Below are 13,668 nucleotides of genomic sequence, written 5' to 3' on the forward strand. Positions count from 1 at the left end.
AACATGGAGGTAAGCGTATGCGTCTTACAAAGAGAGCGAAATGGACAGGATCACTTGCTATTGTGACATTCCTAATCGGGCAAGCATTGGGCGGGTTACAGACGGCTTCGGCAGCGACAGAGAAGTTTCCGATTTATGTCCAACAGGCAACAGTCCCAAGCCTCACGGCCGGAACCGCTGATATTGCCGGCTCTGCATTCGTCGACAAGGAAGGAGAGTTTCATTGGATGTACTCAGTAGCCAACTACGAGCAGGCGGATAACGGCGGTTCTTGGATCAAATTCAACACCAATAAGGACTTGGGTACATTGAACACGAACTGGGGCGCGACAACCGTCTACAATTCTTACTGGAATAGGCCTGGAACTTTTAATTATAAGCTCGATCAAACCTACGGTATTCCAACTCCCTACCAGGATGACCACAACGATGGGATCGGCGTCTGGATTGATCCCGATACAGGTTACTGGTATGCATTAACTAATGACGAATATCAATTCTCTCCATTTGCAACGAACAATCCGACTACCAATGAGCGAATTGCCACAGGTGTTCATAACAATCGAGTCCTAGCTACCTACTCAACAGATAAAGGAGCTACCTGGCAGTTGATCGGGCAGGTGGCCACTTCACCATGGAATGACAGCAATGAAGCAGCGACGAATACGAATTTCCCTGGCACCACTTGGTCTTATGGCGTTGCTGGCACAAGGCTTTTTGTAGATAATGCAAACGGTTACTTCTATGCGCTTTACAACAACCACATTAATTGGAAACCTGGTTATAGCAACATACTCACCTACTTTAGTCTTGCCCGTTCTCCAATCAGCGCCAAGATGGCCGAAGGTTCATGGGATGTTTGGTATAACGGGACCTGGTCCCGATCCGCACTTAAAGGGAATGCAGGCTGGATCGGCAGCCCTATGGGAGCTGGCAGCGATCATAATTTGACTGTAAACTACACACCGGCAACGGATAGTCTTACCTTAACAGGAACGGGAATGGATGGCTCATCCCTGAACATCGGCTACACGAAGGTGCCAAGCAGTGGAGATTTTACATTCAAAGATCCGGCAGGCAGCACATATACAGCGAATACGGTCAGCGGTACGCTTAAAAATGCAAGCGGCACAAGTCTTCCATCCGTCTCTTACTCTGATCCGGCACTGGATGCTACGATCACCGTTTACATCCAAAGCAGTCAGATATGGATCAGCCAAGAGAATAACGCGACTGGCTACTTGACGTCAGTTAAACAGGGCGGCAGCACCCCGGTATTCAAAAATACGGCGACACAAAGGTTGTTCCTTCCGGTCAATACGCAATATGAGAATGCCTTCTCCTATAATGCTTATAGTGGCAAGTACCGATCCGTAGGCTATGACGGATACATTTACGAGACGGATGATTTAGGCGCTCCGGATACGTTTAAAGTCGTTGGCAAACTTCCAGCTACAGTAGGCAGTTATTTGTCGCAAATCGACACCGGCAGTTTGACGAATCAGCAAGTCAGCGGTTATTCCTTTAGAACGATCTCTGATTTATCGGGATCACAGAAAAATTATTCTACCGCTGCTCCTAGCGCTGGGCAGACGTACTATTCGGCCTACAATCCGCCAAAGGACCAAAATGGCACGGCAATTTCGCCGTCTGCAGCCTATACCATCTCCATTGGTGGAAATTCACTTCAGGATGGCACAGCGAATCAATGGAAATTTGTTCCTGTTCCTGATGAATTTGATAGTTCCCAAAATAGCGGTTTCTATCGCTTACAGAACGCGTCCACAGGAAAATATTTGAAGGCAGCTGGATCAACAGCAGCAGCAACACGGGCGATGGGGGCAGCAGTAATTACTGGCGCAGCGGACGCCAATGCCAACCCAATCGGAAATGCTGGTAATGGATCTGCAAGCGGCAGCGACCAATGGTATCTTTTGCCTGTTGGGAATGCAACTCCAGCCTACCTCACGCCATCTTCTTCGGCCTCTGCGATTGCGGCAGCAACGAACACAAGTTTAAGCGGAGTAACGACCTATCGACTGGTCAATCGGGCAAGCGCACTTGGCGTGGAGTTTACTTCCGGTCAAGCGACGATTCAAAGCACGAAATTTGGCGCAGGCAATCCGCAAGTCATGACCATCACCCCAGCAGCGGTAAACCCGAACCTACCGTCTGTCCCAACTGGTTTGACCGCCACTGCCGTCAACTTGTCTCAGATCAACGTCAGCTGGAATGCCTCTACTGGAGCTGGCAGCTATGACCTGTTGATTGACGGTGTAGTGGTAACCAACGTAAGCAGTCCTTATTCACATACTGGACTTGCAGCAGGCTCAACCCACACGTATGAGGTAAGGGCCCAAAATAGCTCGGGCTCGAGCATATGGAGTTCACTGGTAAGCGCGACAACCCCAACGGGCATTGTATCCCAAGGGAAGACAGCAACCGCAAGCTCCGTACAAACAGGGAATGCCATCAGCAATGCCAATGACGGCAACACTTCTTCTACCCGCTGGGCAGCTGTGACCAACACGTATCCGCAGTGGTGGAAAGTCGATCTTGGCAGCAGTATGGCGATTTCGAAGCTTGAAAGCTACTGGTACAACAGCACGACCTATCCTAGGTCATACCAGTACAAAATAGAAGGCAGCAATGACGATGTGACGTATACGACAATTCTGGACAGGACGAGTAATACAACGCAAGGCTTGACCACGGATACTTTTTCAGCTGCTTACAGGTATGTCAGAGTTACCGTAGCGGGCTCCAGTTACAGTGGCGGAAGTGCTTCGGCTTATGAATTTAAGGTGTATAATTAAGGAGGCTCGTATAGGCACTATGAATAAGGGAGCTGAGCGTGCTTATTTGTTGAAATCGCTGCTGTATTGAATCTATTAGCAAGGTAGGAGTGCTAATTGTTCGTGCTTGATCCAAGCAGGTAAGGAAATAAAGTTATAGTTAGCGAACCTAGCAGCAGGCTAGGCTAGGTTAACTACTGCCACGAATAGGGGGCTGTCCCATAAGTAGATAAACCTACTTGAGGGACAGCTTTTTTGCTTTTTTTTGATTGGGGTTCGGAGAGGCTCGAACGTACCTATTCCAAACTTACTTTTACTTTTCGATTATCGGCAGCTCGGATTTGTACATATTAACCTGACATAAACTGGCCTTTCTGCATGTGATCTTCTTTCTTGCGTATGAATATAGCGTCTGGATCTATTCCACTATAGCTGTTGCGGATTCTGATGATCTCTTGATGAGCCTCCTACTTTCTCTGACTCTAGCTCTCAGTTGCTTTCTCTAAACCTGCAATTATGCATCTTTTTTGCTCTTGGAATAGCCTTAACTAGTAAATTCCTGCATTTGTGCAGGCTTTTGAAGCTTTTTCTGAATTTACGGCTGAAAAAGATAAAAATGCCTGCACAATTGCAGGTATTTCCACTTTTACTCGAATTCGCTCGGAAATTCCTGTATTTTTGCAGACTTTTACATTTGGGTGAACTGATCTGATCTGAAAGCCCCTTCATTCCACATGGATTTAAAGTAATCAATCCATCATCTACCTACTAATTTTGGCTTATGGGACAGCCTCACTTCTGGGTAGAGCACTGCAAAATCAGGTTCAGTTGATAATATCCACTCGATCAGCAGGAGCTATATAACTGGTACCCCAACCTTGTTGCGCAATTCCACTGGAATTATTCCAGTGTTATCGGGTTTACGAAGGTGGAAATGCGCTTTGACTGGAGATTATCCAGTGAAATGCAAAAATCCCTCCTCCTAGAGGCCCCGAACCCAAATTCCACTGGAATTATTCCAGTGTTATCGGGCTTGCGAAGGAGGAAATGCTACTTTGACTGGAGATTATCCAGTGAAATGCAAAATCCCCCCTCATAGAGACTAAAAGACAGATCGCTCCAATAAGGAGCAATCTGCCTAATAATCAACTCAAACTCATGTTGCCTTATTTACTATCTACGCCATCATAATTATCTCTCCAGCGAAGCAGCCGATCCTCGAGCTTGCGGACAAGGGAATCTGTCAGCTTGCCGACTAGAGCAAATATGACGATCCCGACGAAAACAACATCAGTTTGGGCGAATTGTCTGGCATCCGAGATCATGTAGCCTACGCCGGAGTTGGCTCCCATTAATTCTGCGACAATGAGGCTTAGCCAAGCCATTCCAAGCGAAAGTCGCAGACCAAGCAGAATGTTGGGCATCGCTGAAGGTAAGATCAGCTTGGTAATTTGCTTGAATCGGCTGAATTCGAGCACACGGGTAACCTCGAACAGCTTGGAATCAATGCCTCGTATACCTAGAAAGGTGTTCAGATAGAGAGGGAAAAAGGCACCTTTTGCAATTAATAAAACTTTAGAAAACTCGCCGAACCCGAACCACAGAATGAATAGAGGCATGATAGCTAGATGAGGAACAGTTCTAATCATTTGTAACGTCGGGTCCAAGGTGTACTCCGTTTTCCGGAAAAACCCTACAAGCAAGCCCGATAGCAGACCTAGACCGCCGCCAATGACAAAGCCTATAACAGCGCGATACATACTGACAGAAAGGTTATCGAATAAAACACCATCTCTCGTTAAGCCGATGAAGGCTTTGATAATTTGGATGGGAGTAGGAAGCAATTGGGGTGGCACCAGGTGCAGCGATCCGACCAATTGCCAGACGGTCAAAATGATGACAGGCAAAATGAGGCCATACACATATTTCTTATAATTCTCGCGAGTTTTCATAAGAAGATCCTCTGAAGTGGTAGTCTGATGTTATTCATCTCGAAGTTGATGGTTAAGATACTCAATAACGGATTGATGGACGGTAATAACGCCAGATGCCAGACTCTCACGGTAGCGCTGCTCGGAGGCTTGGCCTGGATAAGTGATGGACTTGTCTGGATCGAGCGTCGGGATGTTGTTAATTTCACTCAAAAATCCAGTGATTTGTTCTCGGAAAGATTCCACGGTGTGACCGAAGGCGGTAGGATCGATGAGTTGGATCAACGCGCCTCTGCCTTTACCGGGGCCTTTGGAGCCAATAGGAACATTAACAAGTGCACCGCTTAGCATTTCAAAGGCCAACGCAAGTCCAAAGCCTTTGTAGCCGCCAAAAGGAGACAAATATTTAACTTCAGCAGGGTTGGTTGTAGGCAACCCTTGTTGATCGACACCCCATGTGTCTGGGATGGACTCCTCATTGTATTTGGCTAAAGTCACATGCCCCCAAGCACGCTCGGAAGTGGCCATATCCAGAACAAATAATGGATCCGTATGCGGGAAAGCTATGCCAATTGGCGTGTTGTTCACGGCAGCGGCTGTTCCTCCCGGGGGAGTCATCACGCTTGTTCCGCCATAAGCGAATACGAGTGTGATCGCACCTTGCTCGGCGCCATATTTGGCAATCGTGCCTGAACAATTAAAACGGGTAATATCGGTTAGCCCAATCGTAATCATTTTACGGTCTGTTAGGAAGGGGATAGCCAGATCAATGGCTTCACGGGCAACAATATGCCCAATGTCCCGATTGCCGATGATATGCATGTAAGCTCCGTCGAAAGGACCAACTTGATAGGTGCCCTTGTCCTCGAAGGATTCGACAGCATTTCTGAAGAAGGTAATGCCATGAGAGGAGCGGCCTCTTAGATGGGCTTCCAAATAATCTTCGGTTACGATTTCCGCTTCGCGCTTCGTGGCTCCATGTTTAAGGAGGACTTGTCTGCCAAGCTCTCTCAGCTCCTGAATAGGAAGAGTTACGGTATTCATGATGTAGGATCACCCTGCCTTATGAATTATTTGTTGTTTTTAATATCTTCCAATGCTTGTTTCATGTAAGTGTTATCAACGACTTTGGATGGATCGACCAGTTTGTTGATCGCTTTTTCATTGAGTAGGAATTGGGCGAGTTCTTGCTGGCCTTTTACGAAATCATCAGAAACCGGCAGAGTCGCGAAGCTGACATTTTTGATGACAGATTTCACCACATCTGCATTGAGTTTTGTCCCTTCAGAGTAAATTTTCACAGCTTCATCGAAATTCTGATTTTGCCACTGCAAGGTTTTCTCCAGTACTTTCAAGTAGGCTGTAACGAGCTCTGGATGCTCTTCAGCGAATTTGGTACGGGCCACATGGAAGGCTGGGCTAATGTAGTTAATATTTGAGCCGTCAGCTAGTACGGTCGCGCCGTCATTGACCACGGAAGTAGACAGGTAAGGCTCTCCAATGGCCCAAGCATCAACGGAACCGCTGATAAATGCCGCTTTCGCATCGTCGGCGGTAAGCTGAATGGGCTGAATATCTCCAGGCTTCAAGCCCGCTTTATCGATCAATCGGAACAGCATATCGTAGCCGCTGGTTGCTTTGGCAACGGCGATTTTTTTGCCTTTTAATTGTTCAACGCTTTTAATCGGGCTGCCTTTTTGAACGAGCAAGGCATTGTTTTTGGAACCTGTGCTGCCAACGGCAATTTCTTTGAATGGGATGTCTGCCATTTGCGCAGTAATAACAGGCGTATTGCCCGTTACAGCCAAATCAAGGCGATTCGTAAGGATGGCATCAAATTGGGGTGGTCCGCCTTGTACCTCGAGCCAGTTCACTTTTGCGTTATGTTTGGCAAACTCCTCTTCGAACCATTTCTTTTGCTGTGCTAGAACTAGCGGGGCCACGGCATGCTGAACACCAATGTTCACGACAACCTCTTTCTGCGAAGCCGGTGAGCTTGAACTAGGGCTTGGCGCAGAGCTGCTGGATGCTGTAGGGCTTGGCTTGCTGCCGCATGCGGACAAAACAAGTAAAAGACTTAGTGTCAAAGCGGGAACGGCAATTTTTGATAATTTCATGTGAAATCTCCCTTTCTAATCTTGAAGTAGTTAAAGTTTACTATATCCGAGTAAACAAGTATATTAACTATGTGTTATGATGATATAACTTCAGGTTATGGTCAAAAGGGGTTTAGATATGAATATTGAGCAACTAGAATATATTGTTAATATTGCAAGGACAGGATCGATATCTGCAACCGCTGAAATTATGCACGTTTCTCAGGCTGGGATTAGTAAATCCTTAGCGAGGCTGGAGAGCGAAATTGGTTTTGAGCTATTTGAACGCACGCGAATAGGAACGATGCCTACCGACCGTGGGAGAATCATTATTGAGAAAGCGAATGAGGCTCTGCTGAAAATTCAAGATGTCAGGGATGCTGTGCTCATGCAGAATGACCACATCGATGGCGAGGTCCGCTTGTCTGTGAGCCCGAATTTCATGGCGGTATTACCGAAGTCCATTGTTTCTTTCAAAAATTACTATCCCTATGTTCGCTTAGAAATAACGGAGAAAGATTCCATTGATATTATCGAGGACATTAAGCAAAACAAGACGGACATGGGTTTGATTTATTTGAATCATGAGCCTAAAGTTACGGAAGAACTGTGGTTAACGAAGATGTTCGAATCGAGGGTGGTCGTTTGCGTAAGCAAGCATTCATGGCTCGCCTCCAAAACCAGCGTTACCCGAAAAGACTTGCTTACACAACCGTTCGTCAGCATAAACGGGAGCTTTTCAAACCGTTACATGGAGCAATTTAAAGAGAAATATGGCCCAGTCAACATTATTTTTACGTCCAACAATCAAGAGGTGTTGAAGCGAACGATCGCCGAGGGGGCAGCCATTGGCATTTTCATTGAATTTAGTATTAAAAAGGATCCGCTGATAACGAGTGGTGAGATTGTAGCCATTCCTCTGGTGAGTGATGAGAGCAATATCGTGACTTTTGGCTGCGCACGATCCAAGAAGCAGAATTTCCCAAGAACGCACCAAGTATTTTTGAAATATTTATTAACCGAAATTCATTCGCTCGAAAAATGAAAAAGATCCGCCTCATGGGCGAATCGGTAGGGTTTAAATGGAGTAAGCCGGTTCCATCTCTTCATGTCCGCCTAGTGCGTAGAGCACGCGTTTGCGATAATCCATGAAAGAGGTGGACACACGAGTACGTGGATGCTGCAGCTCAATCGGAATAATTTCCTTAATGGTTCCAGGTTTGGCTTCCATGACGACAATGCGATCGGCCAAAAAGATGGCTTCGTCAATATCGTGAGTGACGAGCAGCATCGTCATCCGATGCTCACGCCAAATGTCCAGCAGTGCTTCCTGCATATGGTTCCGGGTAAAGGCATCGAGAGCTCCGAAGGGCTCATCCAGTAGAAGAAGCTGCGGCTGATGCATGAGTGCGCGCGCGATCGCCACCCGTTGGGACATTCCGCCTGAAAGCTGTTTGGGGAAAGCCTTCTCGAAGCCGGACAATTTGACTAATTCAATGACTTTATTTACTTGTTGCCGGACGGCGGGATCTTTTAAAGAAAGATTGGCTGCAATATTTTTCTCAACCGTTAACCAAGGGAAGAGTCGATGTTCTTGAAAGATGAATCCTTTTTCGATGCTTGGCTTGGTTACAGGTTGACCGTCTAAGAGGACAGAGCCTTCATATTTGACGTCCAGTCCAGCGGCAATTTTCAACATTGTGCTTTTGCCACAGCCGCTTGGACCAATGATGGCTACAAACTCATCCTGTTTCAATTCCAAATTCACATTGCGCAGTGCTTGGACAGTACTTTCCTTCGACACAAACGTTTTGTTCACATTCATAAATGTCACGTTCGCCATGCTGATTTCACCTCGTGTGTAGGAGCTTAAACAATTGGAGTTATATGAGTTGAAATCTTAATTTAAGTGTTGGGGAAAGTCAAGGGAAATTAATGGTGAACGATATTGATAGTCTGGTTTGCAACTTTAGGAAGACTTCTTACGTCTATTAAAATAGGTTTAATTAAACAAATATGGATTAAGGAGGGAGTATCGCATGAAGAATATGCAAAGAGATCTGCACACAGATATTGCCATTATAGGTGGAGGGGTAGGAGGGTGCGCAGCAGCACTAGCCGCCTGTAGGATGGGAAAAAACGTATACATGACCGATGAATATGACTGGATTGGCGGTCAGTTGACGAGTCAGGCGGTGCCGCCGGATGAGCATAAATGGATTGAGCAATTCGGCTGTACGCGAAGCTATCGCAGGTTCCGCGACGAGGTCAGAGAATACTACCGTCAGCACTATCCGTTATCGGAGTATGGGCGTTCGGCGTATTATTTGAATCCTGGCAACGGTGGGGTAAGCCGGCTGTGTGCCGAACCGCGCGTCACGCATGCCGTATTGCAGCAGATGCTCGCACCGTTCGTTAACAGCGGGAAACTTACCATCCATACACGTACTAAAGTCATTAAAGCACATAGACATGCAAACGAGATTCAAGCGGTTACTGTCAAAAGCGAAAACGGAGAGAAGCTCACTGTCCACGCGCCTTATTTTCTTGATGCAACGGAGTGCGGGGATGTATTGCCGCTTGCGGAAGTCGAATACGTAACCGGGGCAGAATCGCAATCAGAAACAAATGAGCCCCATGCTTTGGAGGGGCCTGCTGATCCTCATGATATACAGGCTTTTACTTACTGCTTTGCGATGGATTACTTCGAAGGCGAGAATCATGTCATAGATAAACCTGTAGATTACGAGTTCTGGCGTTCTTTTCAAGCACCGTTCTGGCCGAATCCCCAGTTGAATTGGGTATCGCCTGATCCTAAGACGTTGGAACCGACAGAAGAAACGCTTTTTCCTGGTACGGATAAATATCCTTTGTTTATTTATCGCCGGATTGCGGATCGAGCGAATTTCACAGCCGGGACATACCCATCGGATATTTCATTAGTCAACTGGGCCCAGAACGATTACTTTCTTGGCAATATCTACGATGTGCCTGAGCACCTAGCCGAGAAGCATCTGCATCAAGCGAAACAACTGAGCTTTTCTTTGTTGTACTGGCTGCAGACGGAAGCTCCACGGCCTGACGGGGGAGCCGGTTATCCAGGACTAAGGCTGCGCCCGGACGTCGTCGGGACCACCGATGGCATGGCCCAGGCACCGTATATTCGGGAGTCGCGCAGGATTAAAGCGGAATTCACGGTTTTGGAACAGCATGTAAGCGCAGCGATACGAGGCGATCAAGGGGCTGAGGAGTTCCCGGACAGCGTAGGCATTGGATGTTACCGGATCGATTTGCATCCGAGTATGAGGGGGCGGAATTTCCTCGATATCTCTTCATTGCCTTTCCAAATTCCGTTAGGGAGTCTGATTCCGAAGCAGGTTACGAACTTGCTGGCTGCCTGCAAAAATATAGGAACAACCCATATTACCAATGGCTGCTACAGGCTTCATCCGGTCGAATGGAATATCGGGGAGTCGGCAGGCTATACGGCTGCTTTCTGTTTGAACCAAGGTATGACCCCAAGTGAGGTTCGCGCTGACGCTGCAAAGCTAACAGAACTTCAAAATTTGCTTACGGCCAGCGGCATCGAACTGGCATGGCCTAAGATTGGGGCTGTGTAACCGGACGTCCAATATCAAAAGGGAGGCTGTCTCAAAAGTCGAAAATGACTGCGAGGCAGCCTCTTCTGTTTTAGAGGCTCCAACTGGTACCGTCTAACCGTAACTGCAAGTGCAACTGCCTATTTAACTGAAGCCCCAACCCTGTTGCCAAATTCCAGATTCCACTGGAATTACTCCAGTGTTATCAGAGTAAAACTGCAAAAGTGCAGGCTTTTTCAACAAAATCGCTAAAAAAATGAAAAAACCTGCAATTATGCAGGAATTTATAGATTATTCTTCCTAAAACTAGAAAAAATCCATCAAAAGATGCATATTTGCAGGAATTCAGGTTCTACAGGTAGATTCTGAGCAAAAAAGATGCATATTTGCAGGAATTTGATCCTGCAGTTGCTTCAAAGTCATCAAAAGATGAGCAATCTATCTCAGGAATTCAGGTTCTGCAGACAAGGCTTCGAGGCTTGCCTAAAGTAAGCTTAGAGGTCGGGTGGCTTTCGCTTGCCCATAATTTGTTGAAGAAAGCGGCCGTAGACGCAAAAAGCTAAGGAGTTAAGCACATGAAAGCCGCTTAACTCCTTTGCACTTTTTAAAAAATCATTTTTCTGAATGGCAGCCATGTCCTAAAAATCATTAGTTCTTACTTTTGGGACGGCCTCTTCTTTGTATTCTGTATAAAAGTCTTCCTTAACATTGTGTAAGGATCGTAAAATTGTCCACCTAGTTGCATGAGTAAGCTCAGAAGGAGCTAGAAATCGTAACAATGTTCACCTAATGTGTGCAGATTATAGGTTTTGGTCCGGAAGAAGGGTCGTTACAATATAAAAAGTAAGCCCTTACATTTATCTCTGCCGGAAGGAGGGACACGATCAGAGGCTGCTGTATGGAGCAAGATTGTACGACACATTTTGTTCATTAGGAGGGAAATTGAATGTTTAAGAAGAGTTTAGCTGCTTTATTAGCTATGGTTGGTCTCATGATTATGATCAGTGCAGTTCCTGCCTTCGCCGCCAATGGTCCTATTACTTGGGGATCTACGGTAACGGTGACGAATATCAACACATTTACCGATGGTGGCACGGATGCTCGAGGAATTAGACCTGGTACCTTTGGCTCGGAATATCCGCGGATGATTAAACTAGCTAATGGCGACTGGCTTGCTGTCGCGGCGATCTATGATAATAACGGCTACACCAAGGTGTCATGGGGAGGTACGCGTCTGCAGGTGTTCCGCAGCACGGACAACTGCCGGACATGGAGCTTAGCGGCGACACTTTGGGAGGATGGACGTGACTTGGACAACGGCCAGTTTGCCCAACTGCCGAATGGTGATATTTTACTTGCGATGCGTTCTGTTCGCTGGCAAGAGTCTTACCAACTGAAAGTATACAAAAGCACGAACGGAGGAGCCAACTGGAGCTACTTGAGTATAATCGATGAAAAAAACGGCACGCCAGGCTCTCTCGGCAATCCGGATAAAGGGGTCTACGAACCGCATATGGCATTATTAGATGACGGTTCATTGGCTGTCATGTATGCGAATGAGAAGCACGTAACCGAGAATCCGTCTTATAGTCAAATTATTTCGGAGAAAATTTCTACTAACGGAGGCGCAAGCTGGGGCAACGAAATCTATGTGGCGTGGGATCCTGGCAATGCTGGTGCACGTCCTGGTATGCCTGTATGGACGAAGATGGCCAATGGCCAGTACATCGTATCTTTTGAAGTATGCGGCACGCAAAACTGCAACATATTTTACAAAAAAAGCAGTGATGGCAAGACATGGGCAAGCGGCATTGGTACGCAAGTATCGACGAATCAACATGGCGGACCTTACCTTATTTCCTTAACGGACGGAAGGCTCGTGCTTAGTTCGAATTCGAATGTGATTTCCATGAGCAATGATTATGGAAATACTTGGTACAATAATGATGTCTCAGCGTTTGGCAACACGTTATGGGGAGCCATCTATCAGACGGCATCCAATGAAATTGCTTTTATTGATTCCGTAGACCGCAGTGTTGGCGGGCACAATGTGCAAATCAGATTTGGCACACTGACTACGGCGTACACCAACGACTTTGCTGCGAACGATAACGGCTGGGTTCGATTTGGCGGAACCTGGAACGTGGGCAGCGGAACGTACAATCTCACATCGAGCAGCGCAGATAAATCGATTCTGACGCCTTACCCGTCTGGCCGCAACTATACGCTGGAAGGGGATATTAAGCTCAATAATGCCGGACAAGGCAGCCTGATCTTCAATGTGACGAATCCGTCAACGGGAGCCGACAGCCTGCTCGGATATGGAGCGGGTATTGATTCAACAGGCGCAGTCTGGTTGGGACGCTTCAACAACAGCTGGACACAGCTAAGCTTGGTCAACACCCCGATCGCCACGAATACCTGGTATCATATGAAGGTCGTTGTGAACAACGGGAATATCAAAGTATATGTAGGCGATATGACAACAGCGAAGATCAGCTTCAATGATGCTGCTTATGCAAGCGGCACGATCGGAGTTCGCGGCGGCTTCGGCAATAGTGTGAGCTTTGATAACATCAAAGTGAATTGATTCATGCCGAAACAGACAGTGAAGTATATAGGTTTGACTTGTTCCGAAGTGGAAGACAGCTCAAAGTAGAATAGAAGAGGGATGGGTGTGAGGGTGGAAAGGCGCTTTGCGACGGGCCGGGCCGCCGCAGCTATCCCTCTCCAAGCCCCAAAGACTGTTAGGACATTATTAGTCCCTCACGGTCTTTTTTTTCAGAAGGGATGAAGTGGAAAGCTGGCTGCATTGGATTAATTCCAATGCAAGCTAGTTTGAAGAACTTGAAAGACGGTTTCACTGGAAAAACTCCAATGGATTATCTAAAAAAGCGGGCATTTTGAGGTTTAATGGATATTTCCACGGCATGAATTCCAATGAAAGCTTGTACCCAGCCCTTTGAGGGCTGATGTCATTGGATAAACTCCAATGACAGAAATAAATACCCTTGTCCTGCTGCTAAGTCTGTTGGATGCACACGCTTTGCAACCTGGAATCAACTTAACCTTACGTTTGACACCTTATCTTAAGATCGTCTACTTTTCGCACATGCTAGTCCCGGACAGACCTTAAATTTGTTCCCAAAGATAATCTTTTTATCGGTTTAGGGGGAGCGCTAATCCATGTAAAGTAATAACCAAGGAAGCCCTTACACGATTATGGAAAGGCTTTCGCAAATCATAA

General features: G+C 46.7%; 8 protein-coding genes. 4 read left to right on the forward strand and 4 right to left on the reverse strand.

What is annotated here, in order from left to right:
* Positions 1–17: 17 nt before the first annotated feature.
* The gene (locus tag HQN90_RS13260; RefSeq protein ID WP_173218932.1) at positions 18–2,816 is read left to right on the forward strand and encodes a discoidin domain-containing protein; all 2,799 of its coding nucleotides are present in this window, start codon (positions 18–20) and stop codon (positions 2,814–2,816) included.
* Positions 2,817–3,961: 1,145 nt separating this feature from the next.
* Here HQN90_RS13260 and HQN90_RS13265 read toward each other — a convergent pair.
* The 3 genes from HQN90_RS13265 to HQN90_RS13275 are packed head-to-tail and all read right to left on the reverse strand — an operon-like array spanning position 3,962 to position 6,843.
* Positions 3,962–4,747 (reverse strand): ABC transporter permease, encoded by a 786-nt coding sequence (locus tag HQN90_RS13265; RefSeq protein WP_173218934.1) that lies wholly within the window; start codon positions 4,745–4,747, stop codon positions 3,962–3,964.
* Between the two features lie 30 nt (positions 4,748–4,777).
* Positions 4,778–5,770: an Ldh family oxidoreductase gene (locus tag HQN90_RS13270; RefSeq protein WP_173218937.1), complete on the reverse strand. Its 993-nt coding sequence runs from the start codon at positions 5,768–5,770 to the stop codon at positions 4,778–4,780.
* A gap of 26 nt (positions 5,771–5,796) precedes the next feature.
* The gene (locus tag HQN90_RS13275; RefSeq protein WP_173218940.1) at positions 5,797–6,843 is read right to left on the reverse strand and encodes an aliphatic sulfonate ABC transporter substrate-binding protein; all 1,047 of its coding nucleotides are present in this window, start codon (positions 6,841–6,843) and stop codon (positions 5,797–5,799) included.
* Between the two features lie 118 nt (positions 6,844–6,961).
* Between HQN90_RS13275 and HQN90_RS13280 the strand changes: the two genes are divergently transcribed.
* On the forward strand, positions 6,962–7,867 hold the full coding sequence (locus HQN90_RS13280) for a LysR family transcriptional regulator (protein ID WP_173218943.1): 906 nt from the start codon (positions 6,962–6,964) through the stop codon (positions 7,865–7,867).
* Positions 7,868–7,900: 33 nt separating this feature from the next.
* Here HQN90_RS13280 and HQN90_RS13285 read toward each other — a convergent pair whose 3' ends face one another.
* Positions 7,901–8,671: an ABC transporter ATP-binding protein gene (locus HQN90_RS13285; protein WP_420851049.1), complete on the reverse strand. Its 771-nt coding sequence runs from the start codon at positions 8,669–8,671 to the stop codon at positions 7,901–7,903.
* A gap of 199 nt (positions 8,672–8,870) precedes the next feature.
* Here HQN90_RS13285 and HQN90_RS13290 point away from each other — a divergent pair, with 199 nt between their 5' ends.
* Together HQN90_RS13290 and HQN90_RS13295 are read left to right on the forward strand one after the other, a co-directional pair.
* Positions 8,871–10,442: an FAD-dependent oxidoreductase gene (locus HQN90_RS13290; protein WP_173219336.1), complete on the forward strand. Its 1,572-nt coding sequence runs from the start codon at positions 8,871–8,873 to the stop codon at positions 10,440–10,442.
* 925 nt (positions 10,443–11,367) lie between these two features.
* Positions 11,368–13,011: a 3-keto-alpha-glucoside-1,2-lyase-like domain-containing protein gene (locus HQN90_RS13295; RefSeq protein WP_173218946.1), complete on the forward strand. Its 1,644-nt coding sequence runs from the start codon at positions 11,368–11,370 to the stop codon at positions 13,009–13,011.
* The last annotated feature ends 657 nt before the right edge of the window (positions 13,012–13,668 follow it).

The sequence above is a fragment of the Paenibacillus alba genome, from assembly GCF_013204855.1.
Lineage (GTDB): Bacteria > Bacillota > Bacilli > Paenibacillales > NBRC-103111 > Paenibacillus_E > Paenibacillus_E alba.